14 protein-coding genes and 2 tRNA genes are annotated in these 20,974 nt (G+C 43.5%); 4 read left to right on the forward strand and 12 right to left on the reverse strand.

The genetic code is table 11. From position 1 onward, the window contains the following. Positions 1-9 precede the first annotated feature (9 nt). Positions 10-1,245: a multifunctional CCA addition/repair protein gene (locus NI455_RS01695; protein WP_253112107.1), complete on the forward strand. Its 1,236-nt coding sequence runs from the start codon at positions 10-12 to the stop codon at positions 1,243-1,245. An 83-nt stretch (positions 1,246-1,328) separates the two neighbouring features. Here the strand turns inward: NI455_RS01695 and epmA are convergent, their stop codons facing one another. The 5 genes from epmA to greB all read right to left on the reverse strand — a co-directional run bounded on the left by epmA (position 1,329) and on the right by greB (position 4,583). Continuing rightward, on the reverse strand, positions 1,329-2,303 hold the full coding sequence (epmA, locus tag NI455_RS01700) for an EF-P lysine aminoacylase EpmA (protein WP_253112109.1): 975 nt from the start codon (positions 2,301-2,303) through the stop codon (positions 1,329-1,331). After that, positions 2,300-3,367, reverse strand: a complete 1,068-nt coding sequence (locus NI455_RS01705; RefSeq protein WP_253112111.1) for a 4-phosphoerythronate dehydrogenase — start codon at positions 3,365-3,367, stop codon at positions 2,300-2,302. The genes epmA and NI455_RS01705 overlap by 4 nt, the downstream gene beginning before the upstream one ends. A gap of 180 nt (positions 3,368-3,547) precedes the next feature. Beyond that, positions 3,548-3,637 (reverse strand) — tRNA-Ser (locus tag NI455_RS01710). 273 nt (positions 3,638-3,910) lie between these two features. Next, positions 3,911-4,000 (reverse strand) — tRNA-Ser (locus NI455_RS01715). Positions 4,001-4,088: 88 nt separating this feature from the next. Next, positions 4,089-4,583, reverse strand: coding sequence for a transcription elongation factor GreB (gene greB, locus NI455_RS01720; RefSeq protein ID WP_253112113.1), 495 nt, complete (start codon positions 4,581-4,583; stop codon positions 4,089-4,091). Positions 4,584-4,945: 362 nt separating this feature from the next. Here greB and NI455_RS01725 point away from each other — a divergent pair, with 362 nt between their 5' ends. Next, complete coding sequence (locus tag NI455_RS01725; RefSeq protein WP_153566826.1) at positions 4,946-6,061, forward strand: MltF family protein; 1,116 nt, start codon at positions 4,946-4,948, stop codon at positions 6,059-6,061. A 93-nt stretch (positions 6,062-6,154) separates the two neighbouring features. Here NI455_RS01725 and NI455_RS01730 read toward each other — a convergent pair whose 3' ends face one another. Both NI455_RS01730 and ttcA read right to left on the reverse strand, forming a co-directional pair. Continuing rightward, on the reverse strand, positions 6,155-6,541 hold the full coding sequence (locus tag NI455_RS01730) for an SCP2 sterol-binding domain-containing protein (RefSeq protein WP_004280536.1): 387 nt from the start codon (positions 6,539-6,541) through the stop codon (positions 6,155-6,157). Positions 6,542-6,747: 206 nt separating this feature from the next. Beyond that, complete coding sequence (gene ttcA, locus NI455_RS01735) at positions 6,748-7,674, reverse strand: tRNA 2-thiocytidine(32) synthetase TtcA (protein WP_004280538.1); 927 nt, start codon at positions 7,672-7,674, stop codon at positions 6,748-6,750. 499 nt (positions 7,675-8,173) lie between these two features. Between ttcA and NI455_RS01740 the strand changes: the two genes are divergently transcribed. Next, positions 8,174-9,046 (forward strand): lytic transglycosylase domain-containing protein, encoded by an 873-nt coding sequence (locus tag NI455_RS01740; protein WP_253112116.1) that lies wholly within the window; start codon positions 8,174-8,176, stop codon positions 9,044-9,046. A gap of 176 nt (positions 9,047-9,222) precedes the next feature. Beyond that, positions 9,223-10,128 (forward strand): protease HtpX, encoded by a 906-nt coding sequence (gene htpX, locus NI455_RS01745; protein ID WP_004280540.1) that lies wholly within the window; start codon positions 9,223-9,225, stop codon positions 10,126-10,128. An 80-nt stretch (positions 10,129-10,208) separates the two neighbouring features. Here the strand turns inward: htpX and NI455_RS01750 are convergent, their stop codons facing one another. The 5 genes from NI455_RS01750 to NI455_RS01770 all read right to left on the reverse strand — a co-directional run bounded on the left by NI455_RS01750 (position 10,209) and on the right by NI455_RS01770 (position 20,623). Beyond that, positions 10,209-10,790 (reverse strand): DUF4112 domain-containing protein, encoded by a 582-nt coding sequence (locus NI455_RS01750; protein ID WP_247143075.1) that lies wholly within the window; start codon positions 10,788-10,790, stop codon positions 10,209-10,211. Positions 10,791-10,864: 74 nt separating this feature from the next. Beyond that, a complete protein-coding gene (gene mgtE, locus NI455_RS01755; protein ID WP_253112118.1) occupies positions 10,865-12,205 on the reverse strand; it encodes a magnesium transporter in 1,341 nt (446 codons plus the stop codon). 162 nt (positions 12,206-12,367) lie between these two features. Then, positions 12,368-15,496 carry an efflux RND transporter permease subunit gene (locus tag NI455_RS01760; protein WP_253112120.1) on the reverse strand — a complete coding sequence of 1,043 codons (3,129 nt, stop codon included), beginning with the start codon at positions 15,494-15,496 and terminating at the stop codon, positions 12,368-12,370. 172 nt (positions 15,497-15,668) lie between these two features. Continuing rightward, on the reverse strand, positions 15,669-18,764 hold the full coding sequence (locus NI455_RS01765; RefSeq protein WP_253112122.1) for a multidrug efflux RND transporter permease subunit: 3,096 nt from the start codon (positions 18,762-18,764) through the stop codon (positions 15,669-15,671). Between the two features lie 257 nt (positions 18,765-19,021). Continuing rightward, complete coding sequence (locus NI455_RS01770) at positions 19,022-20,623, reverse strand: isocitrate lyase (RefSeq protein ID WP_004280550.1); 1,602 nt, start codon at positions 20,621-20,623, stop codon at positions 19,022-19,024. Positions 20,624-20,974: the final 351 nt, after the last annotated feature.

Raw genomic sequence — 20,974 nt, forward strand, 5'->3', positions numbered from 1 at the left:
GGTTTTTTCATGCAAGTTTATTTAGTAGGCGGCGCAGTTCGAGATCATTTGCTCGGACACCCCTATCACGAAAAAGATTATGTAGTCGTTGGTGCAACTCCCGCGCAAATGCTTGACTTAGGCTATCAGCCCGTAGGCAAAGATTTTCCTGTTTTTCTACATCCCCAAACAAAAGAAGAATACGCACTGGCACGTACCGAACGTAAATCTGGCGCCGGTTATCATGGTTTTGAGTTTCATACCGATGTCAGCGTTACACTGGAGCAGGATCTGATTCGTCGCGATTTGACCATTAATGCCATGGCCATGGATGATGCCGGCCAGGTTTATGATCCCTATGGTGGTCAACAGGACTTGGAAAACCGGATTCTACGTCATGTTTCCGATGCCTTTATCGAAGATCCATTGCGCGTACTGCGAATAGCCCGTTTTGCTGCCCGTTATACGAGTGCAGGTTTTGTGATTGCCGATGAAACTTTGGCGTTAATGCAACGCTTGACTGAAACCGGTGAATTAAATGCATTGACACCGGAACGCGTCTGGAAAGAAACTTCCCGTGCATTATCGGAACGTCATGCTGATGTGTATTTTGAAGTATTACGTCAATGTGGTGCTTTAAAGGTACTCTTCCCTGAGATTGATGCCTTATATGGCATTCCACAGCGCCCTGAATATCATCCGGAAATTGACTGCGGCATTCACACCATGATGTCCTTGCAGCAGGCGTGTCGTCAAAATTATAGTCTGGATGTACGTTTTGCCGTTTTAGTGCATGACTTAGGAAAAGCTTTGACGCCGCTTGAAGAATTACCGCGACATATCATGCATGAAGAGCGAGGCATCAAGCCAGTGAATGACCTGTGTGACCGTTTAAAAGTGCCGACGTATACCAAGCAGCTGGCTTTGGCTGTGTGCAAAGAGCATCTGAAATGCCATCAGGCCTTCAATCTTAAGCCGGGAACCTTATGGCGATTATTGCAACGTCTGGATGTGTTACGTCGCCCTGAACGTGTCGAAGCTTTTGTTCAGGCGTGTGAATGTGATTCACGTGGCCGTCTAGGTCTGGAAGATCGTGCTTATCCACAAGCCCAATACGTCCTTGATGCAATGCAGACCGTACGTGCCATCAAGGCACAAGACCTGCCTGCCGATATTCAGGGACCGGATATTGGCGAAATGCTGATTGAACGACGGATTCAGGCACTTGGTGAGCTTAAAGCACAACAAACCGCAACAATTGAATAATAAAAAAAGCACCTTCGGGTGCTTTTTTTATAGCTTAATTTCTCTTTATCAAAAAAGGAATTAAAACTATCTAATTCGCTGGATCAGGAAATATCTGCCGGAAAAGTAATCACCTTTTCCAGTTTCATTTGATTAGTTGCAATCATCAATAAACGGTCAATTCCCAAGGCAATCCCTGAACATTCCGGCATCTTCGGTAAAGCCGCCAGTAAATATTCATCGATGGGCATGACATGCAAGCTAAGTTTGGCTCGTTCAGCATTATCTGCCTCAAAGCGCGAACGTAATACGTCAGCATCAATCAGTTCATCATAAGCATTGGCCAATTCTAAACCTTCGATATACAGCTCAAAACGTGCGGCGACCAGTTCACCCTCTTCATCGATTCGGGTTTTGGCCAAAGAAGCCATTTCAGGGGGGAAATCGGTCAGGAATACTGCGGTATCAAACCCCAGACTCGGTTCAACCATATGTGAAAATAACAAGTCGATATAGCCAAGACAGTCATTTCCCAGATCCAGATTAAGACCAACGCGGCGGCAGCAATCTTTCAATTCCTGTAAAGTTGCCTGAAGCGGATTGAGATCCAGACGATCCATGAACGCGTGCTTATAACTCAAAATGGTCGGACGTATTTCGCCAAAACGTGCTTTCAAGGTCACATTCAACAGATCAGATACTTCAAACATCAAATCTTTTAAACTAAATCCCGGACGATACCATTCCAGCATGGTGAATTCGCTATTGTGCTTACGCCCATGTTCATCATCACGGAAGACTTTACAGATTTGATAAATGGGTCCAGAGCCACTGGCCAATAAGCGCTTCATGGCAAATTCAGGTGAGGTGTGCAAATAATGTGTATGCACTTTACCCAGCACATAGCGCTGTGCCTGTACCGAAGCTAAATGCACATCGGTCACACCGGCTTGAGACAAAATCGGTGTTTCCACCTCTAAGACATCGCGCTCAGCGAAAAACTGACGGATTTGACGATATAAATTCGCACGCGCATGCATGGCTTGAAGGTCACAAGTGGGTTGATACGTCATTGTCATGCCTTCGGCCCACCGTGTGCTGCCCACTCACGACGTAGTGGGTAGGTTTTACGTAAATGATCAAATGCCTGCTGATCCACCACCCTTTCTTTGAGACAGGCACGTAGATTGGCATCATCACGAGCAATATCATAAATTTGGGATAAATGCTGTTGCAATGCCATTTTTAAATCCTGCCCCTGAAAAAACTGCTCACAGATAGGCAGCTGGGATTCAAACTGTTTATTGGCTGCAAAACCGAAAGTTTGACAAAAAGCTTCGTAAATCATCTGGGTACCACGTGCCTTGCCTTCCAGGCTATAGCCGGCAATATGCGGAGTCACCAAAGTCACCAGATCCAGAAGTTCTGCTGAAATCAGCGGTTCGTGTTCAAAAACATCCAAAATTACGGGGCGTTGTGTCGCTTTAATATCTTGAATTAAGGCAGTTTCTTCAATCACTGGCCCACGCGCTGAGTTAATCAGGATCGCGTCAGGCTGCATTTTTGCCAACGCAGTAGCATTAAATAAATGATAGGTTGGATATATGCCTGTTTTGGTTAAAGGGACATGAATTGAAACGGCGTCCGCCTGCTGCAGCAGTTCATGAAATTCGACTTGATCAACCTGCTCTCTTTGCACAAAAGGATCGCAACCGATCACGCGCCAGCCCAAGAGCTTCGCCATATAAGCCAGTCGGGTTCCGACATTACCCAAACCGACAATACCCAGGGTAAATGTCGTATTGGCATCGAGTAATTCAGGACGTACCTGCAATAATGCGGTAATGACATATTCAGCCACTGCTTGCGCATTACAGCCGGCTGCATTACTCCACTGAATCCCATGTTGTTCTAATGCAGCAATATCCAAATGATCTGTACCAATGGTGGCACTGCCCACAAATTTGATCGAACTATTCTGTAGCAGTACTTCATTGACCTGAGTCACTGAACGTACCAGCAAGCTATCGGCATCTTTGACATCATCTGCGCTTAAGGTTCGCCCTGCACAATGTTGAATGTCACCAAATTCGGAAAAGAAATAATCGGTAAATGCCAGATTTTCATCTGCGACAATTTTCATAATGAAATCCATATGATGCTTGGGCGTATGATAGCGCGTTGGCGCCTCTGACTCTATATTTGGCCGATACGCCCATTTTTCAAGATTTTATGCCTTGAGTTCAGGACTGAGGAATTGAGTATTCAATATCTGCAGCCTAAAAAGAAAAACCCCAATCTTTCGACTGGGGTTTTAAAAATTTGGCGGAAGCGGTGAGATTCGAACTCACGGAGGACTCACACCCTCGTCGGTTTTCAAGACCGGTGCATTAAACCGCTCTGCCACGCTTCCTTGGCCGCCATCATATAAATAAATTAGATTTTTGGCAATAAAATTTAGCGAAACTTCTATAAAAAGCGGCTTATTCAGCTAAAAATCATCCGAAATCAAAGCCAACCTGGGCATTTTCATTCAAAGATTTGAATCTTGAAATGATCTTGAGTTGTATTTAACTCAGTAGAGAATAATGAGAGAAATAACCACATTCAGCATCAAGCGGATCAACAACTGAAAAAATATTCAGACATAAAAAAACCCAGTCAAATTGACTGGGTTTTTAAAATTTGGCGGAAGCGGTGAGATTCGAACTCACGGAGGACTCACACCCTCGTCGGTTTTCAAGACCGGTGCATTAAACCGCTCTGCCACGCTTCCATGGCCGACATGATATAAACAAAAATCATGCTTGGCAAATATTTTTATGCTTTCACTGCATCAACTGCACAAAATAAAATCAATTACATTAATCTGCTGAATTTTCTGGCTTTTCATAACGAATTGAATTGATGAACCAAAGTTTCTTGCCGGAGGGGGTCAATACCTCGGCTTCATCATTGACCTGCTTGCCTAATAACGCGCGTGCCATCGGTGAACTGATCGAAATATGCTGCGGATGATGATCATAAATTTCATCTACACCGACAATACGTAAAGTTTTTTGTTCACCTTCTTCATTTTCAATTTCTACCCAGGCACCAAAATAGACCTTGCCCTCTTGCTCCGGGGAAAAATCGATGATTTTCAGTTCTTCGAGGCGCTTGCCGAGATACCTGACCCGTCGATCAATTTTCCTTAAAATTTGCTTGTTATATTGGTAGTCTGCGTTTTCAGAACGGTCGCCGAGACTGGCAGCCCAGTTCACTTTTTTGGTAATTTCAGGACGTTCTTCATGCCAGAGATTCTTAAGTTCTGCCACCAATTTATCGTGTCCAGCACGGGTGATTAAGTTGGATTTCATACGTCTTGCTGATCATATTTTCAGTGTTTTAACTTACAAACAGCTTATTTTATTTACCATTTTAACACAATGGCAAAATTTCAAAAAAATTAACTTTATATTTCAATATCTTAAAATTATTTTAAAAAATAATTTGTGTACAAAATTTGACAATCGTTTTTTAGATCATTAATATGCCAGCAACTTCCGGAAATGCTTACTTTTTAATCTATGTAGTTTTTCTACATAATTATCTTTAAATCTCTTGTCATTTTGAATGACGTCATGACTGCCCAACCCTTATTGAATTTATCAAACTGTTAAAATTTCTGGCTTTGTTGGCTATGATTTTTAGGGCATAAATTACTTGTAGCGGAGACAACATGCACAGTAGTTCATCCACTGGGTCGAGGCTTTGCCTAAGATCTGTAATTTCTTCTCTCCCTTTGAAAGCACTTGTACTGAGCACTGCATTTATTCCCCTACACAGTATCAATGCAAGTAAGACCACACTTCAGTTTGATCATGTGGTCAATAGCAATAAGTTGACCGTAGTTGCGGTTGAAAATCCGACCACCGTATTTCAGGATGGACAACATCTACATGGCTTCGGTTATGATCTGGTTCGTAACTATGCTAACAATCTGAATGTAAAGCTCGATTTTAAAATCGTCCCTGATAATAATACGGCACTACAATGGGTTGCTCAGGGTAAAGCCAATCTGGCTATGACGACTACCGATATACGCACCATTGAAAACAAGCGTTTGACGTCGTTCTCAGCCACTTGTGGCGATGAATCGATTCTGTCAAGTAATGGCTTGAATACCAATTTAAATCTAGTGTTTAAATCTGCTACAGATCCTTTGAGCCAGACGGCCAGTGCTTTTGTCTGCAAAGGCAAACAAAGTGGTGCCATCAAGCAGCTTGCTTCATTTTATAATCAGAATGTGGTGAAAGAGGAATCTTGGACCACCATTCAACGTGATTTGAACAACCGTCTGCCGATCTATGAAGCGAGCTTTAAACAGACAGCTCAGCAGTATGATCTGGATTGGCATTTACTGGCGGCCATTGGTTATCAGGAATCTTATCTGAAACCGAATTCAGTTTCTCCGACGGGTGTGCGTGGTTTGATGATGCTGACCAACAGTACAGCCAAAGCCATGGGTGTGAGTAACCGTACCGATCCGGCTCAAAGCATTCAGGGTGGCGCCAAGTATTATGATCAAATGCTTAGTCGCTATGATCATATTCCTTTTCCAGATCGAAACTGGTTTGCACTAGTGGCTTATAATATGGGCCCAGGTGCAGTGAATCAGTTGCAAAAGCGTATTCAGTCGCAAGGCAAGAACCCGAATAACTGGGTGAACTTATATGCCTATCTGGATCAGAATAAGGCCAATAATGGTCGTTACCGTCAAGCGGTGCAATATGTAACCCGTATTCGTGCTTATCTGGAGCATATCAAGACTACACCGCAATTGGTGAATATCTAAGCTGAAATCTTAGCGTTAATCAAAATGCCATAAAAAAAGCTTACCTCAGGATAAGCTTTTTTCGTCTTCATTCAGGTTAATGTCTTAGCAGAATTAAGCTGTGGTATTTTCAAGCACTTTCTTGAACAAATCTTTTTGTTCCTGACTTGGTTTTGCAGTCTGAAGTGCCATCAATTGTGACATATCACCTTGTACTTTAATTTTACCCGTCATAAAGGCCTGCATCGCAGCCGCCATATCAAACTCCAGGAAAACTTTACGTAGAGTTTCGCCATCCATATTCAGCGTGGTTTTGGCATTTGAAGACAAACCTTTCTTGATTGCCCCACCATCTAAAGATAGTTCAGTATTACCTGTAGTGTCCGCTACAACCAAATTAATCGCAAGGTTCGCCAAAGCTGGTGGCAAATTCAAATCGCCAGCTTGCGCAGTTAGAGTTTCTACAGTTGAAAACCAATCATCAGTTAAAAAAGCAGGCATGATCTTTCCTCAAATTATTTGTTCATTTGTGTCGACTATCCAGACGACATCATGTTGAAGCTATTATGCTTGTGCTTTGTTATATCATGATCATTAGCGCAAAGGCTAACGAATTTTGTACGCGCCGTTCAATTTTTGTAGTTCTATTTTTATTTATGTTTATAAGCAGACATCAACCCGCAGGCTGATGTCTACACGTTCTAAAATTAGTCTGCAGCAAAGCCCAGATTGACCATATTGATCCGGCGGTTCTCGCCTTCCACCGCTTCTTCAGTTGAATCACCGCCTTTGAAGTCGAATTCACGCTGGCTATCCAGAACTTCAAAATCAAATAATTCACGATCGACTAGCTGTGATGGCGAAACATTTTGCAATGCGCCAAAAATGCTATGCAGACGTTTTGGATGTGCTTTATCCCAATCACGTAACATGTCATTGATAATTGCGCGCTGCAGGTTGTCCTGAGAGCCACATAAATTACATGGAATAATTGGAAATTGACGCATTTCTGCATATTTGATGATGTCTTTTTCTTCCACATAGGCCAGTGGACGAATCAGAATGTTCTTTTTGTCTGAAGACAACAGTTTTGGTGGCATGGCTTTCAAGCTGCCGCCATGGAACAGGTTCAGGAAGAAAGTCGCCAGGATATCATCACGGTGATGGCCTAAAGCAACCTTGGTCGCGCCAATTTCCTGTGCAAAACCGTATAAAGAACCACGACGCAAACGCGAACAGACTGCACAGTAGGTTTTGCCTTCAGGCGTCAACTTTTTGGTAATGCTGTAGGTGTCTTTTTCCAGAATGTAATACGGAATGTTATTTTCTTCTAAATAACGTGGTAGAACATCTTCGGGGAAGCCTGGCTGTTTCTGGTCCAGATTCACAGCCACTACATCGAAGTTGATCGGTGCGATACGCTTGAACTGTAGCAGGATATCCAACAGGGTATAACTGTCTTTACCACCAGAAATACACACCATGACCTTATCGCCTTCTTCAATCATCTTGAAGTCACGAATGGCATGTCCGACCTGGCGGCGAAGCTTCTTCAACAAACGGTAGTAGGCTGAGCTTGTTGGCAGTTCAGGTTTGAAATTAAATCCTTGTTCGGACTCAACTGGCGAGTACATAGACGAGATTAACCCATAAAAAAAATACCGCGCAATTTTAGCCGATTCGGACCGCTATCGCATCAAAAGAATTTATTTTCATGAAAATGTCTTATTAGTTTCATTTTCATGTTTTATTTAGATTGATATATTGAACGATTGCATTCATTTTTTAGTCAAGATGCTTATCTTTTGGACTTTTCCACAGTTGTCCACAAAAGCTGTGGATAACTTTGTGGATTGAAACAGACTTGACAACTTGTCCGGCTCAAAAGATAAGGCTTTTCTTTAAATTGATCATTTTTTGATCAATTTAATTATTAATAAAAATCAAACAGTTAACCCTGTCAAGCCTAAGGTTTTAAATTAAATCATATTTTTTTTTCTACTGCTAAAATGTAAAAAATGACTTGCATTTACAAACTCGTTTATAAATGCAGCGCACAAGTCTTTTCATTCCGTAATTTTTTGTTAAACTCTTTATTAAATTTATCTCGCTTGTGTTTACTTAATATAAACAATGAAAATAAATGTGCATGTTTTGGGGCGTTATGGGATCAGTGGTTTGCTATTGGCAAGCTGTTGTCATTTTGCTTATGCTGGTCAAACGATCTATCAGTTACGCGACAGTAATGGCAGTACTTTACTGACCAATAAGAAAAGTCGCTATAATCATCTACAGGTAGAAAAGAAAACTTATTATCCAGACAGCAATATTCACAGTTATAGCAACTGGGGTTCGAGTGAAGCTTCAGTGTTGCCTAGCTATAGTAGAAATAAAAATGCCTATGACTCGATCATCCGTCAGGCAGCACAAACCTATGGTGTATCTGAAGGCTTGATTAAAGCCGTGATGCATACCGAATCCGGTTTTAATGTACAGGCACGTTCTCCAGTCGGTGCACAGGGCTTAATGCAACTCATGCCGGCGACTGCCCGTCGTTTTAATGTCAGCAACGCTTATGACCCGCAACAGAATATTATGGCAGGCGCCAAATATCTGGCCTGGTTATTGAAACGTTTTAATGGCAATACCACCTTGGCACTGGCCGGCTATAATGCCGGTGAAGGTAATGTCGCCAAATATAAGGGCGTGCCACCGTTTCGTGAAACTCAGGACTATGTCCGTCGTGTCAGCAGCCGTTATCAGAACCTATATGCCCAAGGAATTGGCAATACTAGTGCTGCCTATACAGCATCTTCTAATACTGGCCGGGTAATTGCCAGTTCTGAAAATTATTCGACTGAAACCACCACAGCTTCCAATATTCAGGCTGCAAAATATCAGCGTCAGATCATTGCTCAAGCGGATGGCAGTTTCACCGATGCACCGGCAGGCTCTTATGCCACCGCGAATGCATCAGCATCTGCAAAAATATATTTGAGTGAATAATTCCTAAACAGCTTTGTTTTTAAAGACCTATGTTTTAATTTGCACAAAAAACATCCTGTGTTTTTTGTAGCCAAATGCTATTTTTTCCTTGAATTCTTCCCAATTTCACCGCATATTGATTTCAATGATTTACATTTAATAATCAGATTATTTTTCTGTAATAAGAGGATTTCTCAATGATGCGGATTGGTTTGTTCTTGCTAACCAACCTCGCGGTACTGGTTGTAGCTGGCATTATCTTGTCACTCTTCGGTGTCGGTAGTTACCATGGCGCAGGTGGCTTGAATCTAGGCAACCTGTTGGTCATCTGTTTTGTGTTCGGTATGGTCGGCTCAATGATTTCCCTGTTCATGTCTAAATGGATGGCGAAAAAGACCACGGGTACTGAACTGATTGACCCGAATGCACCTCGTAACCAAGCTGAAGCCTGGTTGCTCCAAGAAGTTGCACAACTTTCTCAGCGTGCAGGCATTAAAATGCCGGAAGTAGGTATTTTTCCTTCTTACCAGTCGAATGCCTTTGCCACCGGCTGGAACAAAAATGATGCTCTCGTTGCGGTATCAACTGGCTTGCTTGAGCGTATGAACAAAGACGAACTTCGTGCAGTATTAGCGCATGAGATTGGTCATGTCGCCAATGGTGACATGGTCACTCTGGCACTAATCCAAGGTGTTGTGAACGCCTTCGTGATGTTCTTCGCACGTGTCGCAGGTGATTTTATTGACCGCAATGTCTTTGGTCGTGAAGAAGGTGAAGCCCCGGGTATTGCCTATTTCGTGATTACTATTGTGCTGGATATCGTGTTCGGTATCTTGGCATCGTCGATTGTGATGTGGTTCTCTCGTCACCGTGAATACCGTGCTGATGAAGCAGGTGCACGTCTGGCAGGTAAACAAGCCATGATTTCAGCATTACTGCGCTTACAGGCAGAATCTGAAATGCCAGATGCCATGCCGAAAGAAATGAAAGCATTTGCGATTTCTGCGGGTAAAGAAGAAGGCTTTAGCCTTGCTGCATTGTTCCAGACGCATCCAAGCATCGAACAACGTGTCGCTGCATTGCAACAACTTGATTGTGCTTAAGTAAAACTTGAGTTTTGATTCAAGAAAAGCCTGCAATTGCAGGCTTTTTTATTGGATTTAATTATTCTTTAGCTGACCTATCATTGGCTGAACCATTGATACAGCGCCATAGCACCCCACCCGATCGCGAAGATAAATAAAATCAGGAATAAAGTGCCTAAAATATCCGGAATATGAATCCAGATCCAGGCCACCACAGGATTGCGCCAGAATCCAGATTGCTGTTGTTTGCGTTCCAGACTTTCATGCAAAAATGGATGCACCACATGTCGATCGCTATTAATCTGATATTCCTCGCGAATATGCAGGTGCACGACATCGAGCGCTTTGCGACTGGGCCGAATAAAAATATCAAAGACCGTGCCTGCCACCGGAATAAATCCTACTACCGCATCGATCGCCGCCATTTTCATCACCGGATTGAGTTTGGCACTCGGAACCCCGATCTGTTTGGCCTTATGAATGGCATAACAGGTCAATACAAAACCGGCAATATCTCCAGCAACCGGAATCGTACTCAAAGCTGCGTCTGCCCCCACCCCTTGCTTGGTAAACGGAATACGCACCACGGAGTCCATCATATTGGCAAACTTGGCCAGATCACGTTCCAGACGTATCACCTCTTGTTGGCTTAATTTTGGTTTTTGTCCAGACTCAGGCATAAGTTATTCCAGAAATAATGCTGATTTTCTTGAGCATAAAGTATTTTTTCTAGGCTGATGTATCAATCTGTGAATTAAAACAATAATTTGGAAGCAACGAATAAATACAGAATCACACCGGTAGCATCGCAGATAGAAGTCACTAACGGCGCCGAAGCACTGGCAGGATCAAGTTTGAGTTTATTTAAAATAAAAGGCAGACTCATGCCGATCAGGCAGCCCGTCAACACAATCCCGAGCATACTGATGGCCAGCACCACAGCTACCATAATATCTCCCCGAATATAACCCAGAATGGATACCGCAATCGCCATAGTGCCGCCTAAGCACAGCGCCACCAGAGATTCGCGACTGAGCAAATTAAACCAATCCTTAAATTCGACATCGCCTGTGGCCAAGGCACGCACCATCAAGGTGGCTGATTGCGAACCGGCATTCCCGCCACTCCCCACCAAAAGCGGCAAGAAAAATACCAGCACGATATGTGCGGCAATGATCTCTTCAAAGTGTGCAATGCCGATTCCAGAGAGCAGACTGCCAAAAACCAGAATGACCAGCCAAAAGACCCGCTTCTGATACAGGGTCAAAATCGGGGCAGTTTTAAGGCTCATTTCAGTCAACGGCGTCACTGCACCCGACTTTAAAATATCTTCCGTAGTTTCGGCTTCGACAATGTCCATAGCATCGTCATAGGTGACAATCCCTAAGAGTTTTTGCTGCGCATCAACCACAGGTAGGGCAATAAAATCATAATAGGCCAAGGCTCTAGCCACAATTTCCTGATCATCTGTTACTTGGGCAGAAATCACTTCGCTTTGCATCACCTCGGCAATGCTCAGCTCAGGTAAGGCCTGTATGATCTGCCTTAAGGAAATCACACCGATCAGCCGTTTTTCTGCATCGACAATATAAATCAAATACAGGGTTTCCTGCCCGGCGGCCACCACACGTAAAGCCTGTATCGCTTCATCCATGGTTAAATCGGGTGAGAGCGTCACAAAACGTGAGCTCATCATGGCACCCGCTGTACCTTCCGGATAGATGGCCAGATCTTTGAGTGTCTGCTGGGATTCTTCAGATAATGCGCTCATCAATTGCAGCTGTAGCGGCGGCGAAAACTGCTTATAAATATCGACAAAATCATCAGAAGGCATTGCATCCAGAATGGGAACAAGTTCTGAAATAGATAAGTGCTGTGCCACGTTTAACTGCTGCCCTAGGGGCATAAAAGCATAGACCAAGCTTGGTTCATTCAGTTCCCTTAAAATTCGGGCCTGTTGCCGAGCATCTAAACGACTTAAAATGCGCGCCTGATCGGCGACATTCAGCTGACTGAGTAAACCTACAGCGATGTCGTGATTTTCAGAATGTAATTGTTGTTGGATATGCTGGATTTTTTCTGAAATTGTCGGCATAAGCAGCTCATTATAAAAGTCTGGCATTCAAGAGATGTTTGTCCTGATCCCTATGTATCCTAATTTTTCATGTGAATAATTTTAATGATCATGCTGCAATATGACGATATTTTTTGTATAAATCAATTCCTCGATATTTAGCCAGAAAAAAGCCTGCCTGAGTCAGGCTTGTTCACTTTCTAAAGATGGATGCTCTATCACCACTGATTTAGAAACCGTTTTTTTAACCATCAGACCACGGATCAATACATACATAAAGGGAATAAACAGCAGTACCAGGACAGTGGCAAATAGCACCCCACCAAAAACACTACTGCCAATCTCCTGCCGGCTGATTGCACTGACACCGGTGGCAAACATCAAAGGCAGTACGCCCGCTGCAAATGCAATGGAAGTCATGACAATAGGACGCAAGCGTAAGCCCGCAGCCATTATCGCGGCCTGAACCGGAGTATGACCTGCCCGCTCTGCTTGTGCAGCAAACTCTACAATCAAAATTGCATTTTTACAGGACAGACCGATAGTCGTCAGCAAGGCGATATGAAAGTAAATATCGTTCGCAAAACCAAACCAGACACAGAACAGAATACTTCCTCCCACGCCCAGAGGAATCGCGGTCAACACCACAGCAGGTATCGTCCAGCTTTCATAGAGTGCCGTTAAACATAAGAAAATAAAGGCAATCGAAATTAGATACAAGAAAATAGCTTGCCCACTGCTACGTTTTTCTTCTAAGGCGGCTCCACTCCAGGCCAAATTTACTCCGTCTTGTTCATCGACTAAAGCTTCAACATCTTGCATGGTTTGACTCGAAAATTGATCTTTGGGAATACCTGCATATACAGGCACGGCGTTATAGCCCATATAACGATTGATACTATTCGGTCCACCTTGCCAATTTAGCGTAGTGAATTGATTAAACGATAACATTTCGCCTGTGCTATTGCGGACATGCCAATGTGCCAAATCTTCAGGTTTAGAACGGAACTCCGCTTCGCCTTGCATGATGACCCGTTTGATTTGTCCACGATCAATAAAGTCATTGATATAGGTACCACTCCAAGCCGCAGCCAACGTACTGTTAAAACTTTGCTGAGGTACGGCATATTTGAGTAAACGTTCTATATCCAGTTTAATATTCAGCTCGGCACTTTCTTTGGGTACATCAAGTTGTAAATATTCAATCGATGATTTTGCTTTGGCACGGGTTTCAATCTCAGAGAAGGATTGCTGTAAAAACTCGCTGCCCCGTGAATCTAAATCTTGTAACCAAAAGTCGACCACACGTCCATTACTAGACATAGAAGGCGCCATAAAGAAAATCTGGGCATTGGCATGATTGGCAAAGTGCTTTTGTGCACGATCTACAATAGCAAAGACGGTATCTTCAGGATTTTTACGCGCTGCCCAGTCCTTTAATACGACAAAGAGCTGACCACGATAAGGCCCAACCCCAACATTGTTTCCGCTATACCAAATCCCAATGCTTTGGATGCGCTCAGATTCATGCTGCATTAAATAGTCTTGGACTTCACGCCCGACTTTTTCTATCTCAGAACGTGGTGCATTACCCGGCATCACAATTTGACCCATGACAAAGCCCATATCTTCCGTTGGCATCAGCCCTTCGGGCAAGGTTTTATAAAGCCAGCCAAAGCCTAAAACACATATACTAAATACAGCCAACATCGTCATTTTAAACTGCATGCTACGTGCAGAAAGCTTTTGGTAATGCATGGTGAGCTTATCCATGCCACGATTAAAACGCTGTGCCCATTTTGGTTGATGTGGTTGACGCTTTAGCAGTTGCGCTGCAAATGTAGGGGTGATGATAAGTGCCACCAATAAAGAAAGTAGCATTGCAACGACCAACGTGATGGAAAACTGACGATAGATGACCCCTGTCATACTGCCAAAAAATGCCATGGGAATAAATACAGCAGTTAAGACCAAAGTAATCCCGATCAATGCACCGCTAATTTCCTTCATTGACTTTAAAGCTGCAGCCTGAGCATCCAAATGTTCTTCATGCATCAAACGTTCAATGTTTTCCACGACTACAATGGCATCATCGACCAACAGACCAATCGCCAAAATCAGGGCAAACAAGGTAAAACTGTTTAAGCTCATTCCCAGTACATACAGCACCGCAAATGTGGCTAAAACTACAATCGGAATGGTGACTGCAGGAATAATAGTGGCGCGCCAGTTTTGCAGGAAGATAAACATTACCAAAACCACCAGTACCATCGCTTCAACCAGAGTTTTCGCGACTTGTTCAATTGAACTGGTAATGAATGGGGTTCTGTCCATGGTCATACGCAATTGATAATGTGCAGGCAAATTGGCTTGGGCATTTTTCAACACCGTTTGCATCTGCTCTGAAACCGCAATCGCATTACTCCGTGGCGCCAATTGAATCGATAATGCAGCGGATAAATGACCGTTGGTATAATTTAAATGGTTATAACTTTCTGCCCCCAACTCAACACGTGCGACATCTTTCAAGTACAGGACCGAACCTGAATCTGTTGTCTTCACAATAATTTTTTCAAATTCATGAATACTACTTAAACGTGATCCCGCACTAACCTTGGCATTCATGTATTGATCTTGTGCTGTTGGTAATCCACCAATAGAACCAGATACAAGAGGTGCATTTTGTGCCTCGACTGCATTGCGAATATCACTCGGCATCAGATTAAATTGGCGTAGTTTATGTGGATTGAGCCAAATGCGCATCGCATAGCCTGCGCCATAAAGCTCCACTTCACCCATTCCGTCAATACGGGAAAAACGCGGTTCGACATGCACCATTAAATAGTCAGCAAGCTCTATAGGTGTCGCTTTCCCTGATTCATCATATAAACTCAGTAAGGCAAATTGATCATAACCTTGTTTATAAACAGCCACTCCATTTTGCTGGGTTTCTTCAGGCAATCGACTTAGCACACCATTGACTGCATTTTGCACTTGCAACAGTGCCTGATCGAGATCCACGCCTTGCTCAAACGACAGGGTCAGATTTGCACGTCCCACGCTACTGTTGGACTGAAAGCTTTCCAAACCTTCAATGCCTTTTACCGCTTGTTCTAAAATTTGCGTGACCGATTGCTCAACGGTTTCCGCAGATGCACCACGATACCCCGCAGAAACCCCTAACGCAGGTGCGTCCATATTCGGCATATGCTCAATCGGAATTTTTTGCAGTGCAAAAATTCCTAATACCATCATGATAATGGCGATGACGGCTGCAAATTTAGGTCGATAAATAAAAAAGTGTGACAACATGAATAAAAATCCCCATCAGATGCATTCTCACGACACATTCTTGTATGAATAGATGATTTTTATAGCAATTTTCACACCATGCTGAAAATGCAACCAGTCATTGGACGAGTTTTGGCGATAAAAAAATCCCCGTATAAACGGGGATTTTTCAGCTCTAGAGTTTTCCTTTATTTTAAGCACGCGATTTTTTGATGATGAGTCGACGAATTAAAACATACATAAATGGAATAAAAATCAGCACCAGCAATGTTCCAAAAATGACACCACCAAATACACTCACGCCAATTTCCTGACGACTCACCGCACCAGCGCCTGTAGCAAAGACCAGCGGTAAAATCCCTGCGCCAAAGGCCAAAGAAGTCATTAAAATTGGACGTAGACGTAAAGACGCACCTTCTAGTGCGGCTTCTACTACCGATTTACCTTGTTGCTGCGCTAATGAAGCAAATTCCACAATCAGAATGGCATTCTTACAGGACAGACCAATGGTAGTCAGCAAGGCAATCTGGAAATAGATATCATTCGGGAAACCAGCCAGATAACTGAAAATAATATTGCCGCCAATCCCGAGTGGAATAGCTGACATCACGGCGGTTGGAATGCTCCAGCTTTCATATAAAGCCGCCAGACAAAGAAAAATAAAACCAATTGAAATCAGATACAGCCAGATCGCCTGATTATTGGACTGTTTTTCCTCGAAAGAAAGACCGCTCCAGACCACATCCACCCCTTCCTGCTCGGCAATTAAAGCTTCCACATCTTGCATGGCCTGGCCGGAACTGCTGTCTTTGGCCCGATCGGCTTCCATTTGCAATGCGGTATACCCCATAAAGCGGTTGACCACTTCAGGACCACCACTCCAGCCCACTTGCGAGAAGTTACTGAAAGGCACCATCTGATTTTGGTCATTTCGTACATGCCACTGTGCCAGATCTTCCGGCTTAGAGCGGAATTCAGCATCACCCTGCATAATCACCCGTTTAATCCGACCACGATCAATAAAGTCATTGATATAACTGCCGCCCCAAGCACTGGATAAAGTACTGTTGATTGCCGATTGAGTCAGGCCGTTGGCCATGGCCTGTTTCTGATCAATATTGACACGTAGTTCTGCTTTGTCAGGATTAGAACGCTTGCCCAGATTTTCAAAGCTTGTATAGTTGCCCGCCCGAGCTTCCAGCGCTTTAAATTGCTGTTCCAGATATTGCCGGCCATTGCCATTGATATCTCGAATCCAGAAATCCAGACCATCGGTTTGTCCCAGACCATTGACTGAAGCTGGCATGGACACATTAAGTTGTGCATTGCGATTACTCTGGAAATGCTTCAAAGCCCGTTCACGAATCGATTGTGCAGTATTGTCCTGACCGGAACGCTCATCCCAATGTTTCAACGCTACAAAACCGGTCGCGAGGTTCTGACCAGTTCCAGAGAAATTTCGCCCATAACGGATCATCACCAGATTGACATTAGCTTGTTCCTGATCCAGAAAATACTTACGGACTTCTTCACCGATCTGAATGGTATTTTTCATCGGAGCGCCTTCCTGCAATTTGATTTGCAAGCTTAAGATCCCCTGATCCTCACTCGGTAAGAAACTGGTCGGCAAGGCACGATAGAACAGCGCAAACACACCGATCAATCCGGCAAACAGCAGCAAACAGATTGCCTGACGCTGGACCGTGAGTTTAGACAAATTCAGATAACGATGTTTTAAATGATCCAGTTTCTGGTTAAACCAGGATGCCCATTTTGCCGGTTTAGGATTCGGTTTTAGAATAAGCGCGCACAATGCTGGGGTTAGAATCAATGCCACCATTAAGGACAGCGACATGGCCGCAACCAAAGTGATAGAAAATTGGCGATAGATCACGCCAGTCGAACCACCAAAGAAAGCCATGGGAATAAAGACTGCGGTTAAGACCAGTGTAATCCCGATCAGTGCTCCACTAATTTCCTGCATGGATTCCAGGGCAGCATCCTTGGCGGACAGTTGCTTTTCATGCATCAGCCGTTCGACGTTTTCTACCACAACAATGGCATCATCCACCAACAGGCCGATCGCCAGAACCAGCGCAAATAAGGTTAAGGTGTTGATACTCATACCCAGTGCATACAGCACCGCCATCGTACCCAAAATCACCACTGGAACAGTCACGGTAGGAATCAAAGTGGCACGCCAATTCTGCAAGAAAATGAACATCACAATGATGACCAAAATCACGGCTTCGATCAGGGTTTTGACCACTTCTTTAATTGATTCTTGTACAAAAGGCGTATTGTCACGTGGGTAAGCAATTTTATAGCCTTCAGGCAATTGCTGGGAAATACGGGCAATTTCAGCCTTAATCAGATTAGAGGTGGCAATGGCATTGGCCCCTGAGGCCAGTGAAATACCCAGACCTGCTGATGGATAACCATTATTGGTACTATAAGACTGATAATTTTCAGCACCCAGTTCTACCCGCGCAATATCTTTCAAATAAATAAAGCTGCCGGCACGATCCGATTTGACAATAATATTCTGGAATTCTTCTACAGTTTTTAGCCGTGAACCCGAAGTAACTTTGGCATTCAGGTATTGCTCGTCTATGGCTGGAAGATCACCAATCGCACCAGCAGCGACCTGAGTATTCTGGGCTTCAATCGCAGCACGCACATCACTTGGCATCAGGTTATATTGTTTTAATTTTGCCGGATTCAGCCAGATCCGCATCGCATATTGTGAACCAAAAACATCCACCTCACCAATGCCTTCAATCCGGGAAATGTCCTGTTCCAGATGGGTCATCAGATAGTCGGAAAGTTCAATATTGTTGCTGCGCCCCGACTCATCATACAGGCTGATCACCATATGGGTATCACCGAGCGATTTAAAGACATTAACGCCTTGGCGTTGTACATCTTCCGGTAATCGGTTTAGTACCCCATTAATCGCATTTTGTACCTGAACCTGTGCAGTATCTGGGTCGGTGCCATTTTCAAAGCTAATACTGACCCGGCTGCGCCCTGAAGAATCACTACTCGAACTGAAATACAGCAGATGATCAATGCCTTTGATTTGCTGTTCCAGCACTTGAGTCACACTTTCTTCCACAGTTTCTGCAGAAGCACCGCTATAAGTTGCTGCCACCGTTATCCTTGGCGGGGCAATGTCCGGATAACGTTCCACTGGCAGGTTCATCACTGCGAACAAGCCGATTGCCATGACAACAATCGCCAGTACCCCAGCAAAGATCGGGCGGTGGATAAAAAATTTAGACAGCATAAGTCCGGGTCACTTTTAATTAAATAGGGGTAAATTGATGCAGAACATAAGTATGCTATATCCAAATATTCAGTGACATAGCACTAGAATGCAAGAATTAAACACATAAAAGCTGCGATAAAAACCAATCATGGAGAAATTATGGATAATCCCTTTTGAGCACGTTCTTGAGATTGCTCTTCCCTATTTATTAATAGCATTTTTCCAAACAAAAAACCCTGCAGATGCAGGGTTTTTTGGTGAATCAATTAAGCGGATTAAGCGCTGAACTGGTTCATTGTGTTTTTAGAATCATCACCAGCTTTCAATGCATTGTCACCAGCGAAGATTTCTTTGTGGTCATCACCGATGTCAGAACCAGCCATTGCTTGGTGTTTAACACATGCGATACCGCCGCGGATTTCTTTACGTTGTACGCCAGCAACATAAGCCAACATACCTTCAGTACCGAAGTAACCTTGAGCAAGCTCATGAGTAGAAAGTGCAGCTGTGTGGTAAGTCGGAAGTGTGATCAAGTGATGGAACACACCCGCTTCACGAGCAGCGTCAGCTTGGAATGTACGAACTTTTTCGTCAGCTTCAGCAGCCAGTTCAGTTGCATCGTACTCAGCGCTCATTAACTTAGCACGGTCGTAAGCAGAAACGTCTTTACCTTCAGCAACCCAACGGTCATACGCTTGTTGACGGAAGTTTAAAGTCCAGTTGAACGAAGGCGAGTTGTTATAAACAAGTTTCGCATTTGGAACTGTTTCACGTACACGGTTAACCATGTGAGCAATTTCAGCAACGTTAGGCGTCGCAGTTTCGATCCAAAGAAGGTCAGCACCGTTTTGTAGGCTAGTTACACAGTCAAGTACAACGCGGTCGATTTGAGTGCCTTCACGGAACTGGTATAGACCAGAAGCAAGACGTTTAGGACGGTGAAGTTTACCATCACGCTTGATCAGGATTTCGTCTTCTTGAGCTTCTGAAATGTCGATTTCAGTTGTGTCTAAGTAGCTGATGTATTGAGAAGCGATGTCGCCTGGCTCTTTAACTACTGGGATTTTTTGAGTCAAGTCAGCGCCTTCAGAGTCAGTACGTGCAACGATGATACCGTCATCAAGACCCATTTCTAGAAATGCATAGCGAAGAGCGTGGATTTTCGCGATGAAGTCTTCGTGTGGAACTGTTACTTTACCAGCTTGGTGACCACATTGTTTCGCGTCAGAAACCTGGTTTTCGATTTGTAGTGCACAAGCACCCGCTTCGATCATTTTCTTAGCAAGAAGGTAAGTCGCTTCTTCGTTACCGAAACCAGCGTCGATGTCCGCAATAATTGGCACAACGTGAGTTTGGAAGTTGTCGATTTGTGAAGTGATTTCAGCTGCTTTAGCAGTGTCGCCCGCTTCTTGTGCTTTTTTAAGGGCACGGAACAAGTCGTTTAATTCTTTCGCGTCAGCTTGACGTAAGAAAGTGTAGATTTCTTCGATCAATGCAGGAACAGACGTTTTTTCGTGCATTGATTGGTCAGGAAGTGGACCGAATTCTGAACGAAGCGCTGCAACCATCCAACCAGAAAGGTAGATGTAGCGACGTTCAGTTGTACCGAAGTATTTTTTGTTCGCAATCATTTTTTGTTGCGCGATGAAACCGTGCCAGCAACCTAGTGATTGAGTGTATTTGCTAGAGTCTGCATCATAAGCAGCCATATCACGACGCATAATTGCCGCTGTATATTTCGCAATGTCTAAACCAGTTTTGAAACGGTTTTGAAGTTGCATACGCGCAGCATCTTCAGGACTGATGTCTGCCCAAGTGTTACCGAATTTCGCTTTTAATTCGCGGATTGCATCAATCGCTGTTTGGTATGTAGTCATGATATATTCCTGTAATAATATTAGGATTTTTCTGCAACGAACCGCTCAAATCACACCCTCAATGACTTGTTCAGATTTTCGACGATCCGTTGGGATAGCTAAAGATTAGTAGGCTTATGAAAATTAATCCAATAGTCTGCAAGAATCTTCAGTATTTATTTAAAAAATGAGTAGATCAAAGTCTTAGTACAATCTTAATAAATTATATTAAGATACTGTTTTATATAAATTTATTTGAAAATAAAAATGAATAAAATTTCTGCATGTTGCTTAAAAATAATTCATTAGACTTAAGTCTGGCTATGGGTTTTATGTCCTTTTATTTTTAAAAAATGCTGATCTTTGATGATT

Source organism: Acinetobacter lwoffii, assembly GCF_024129435.1.
GTDB classification, from domain to species: Bacteria; Pseudomonadota; Gammaproteobacteria; order Pseudomonadales; family Moraxellaceae; genus Acinetobacter; species Acinetobacter lwoffii_F.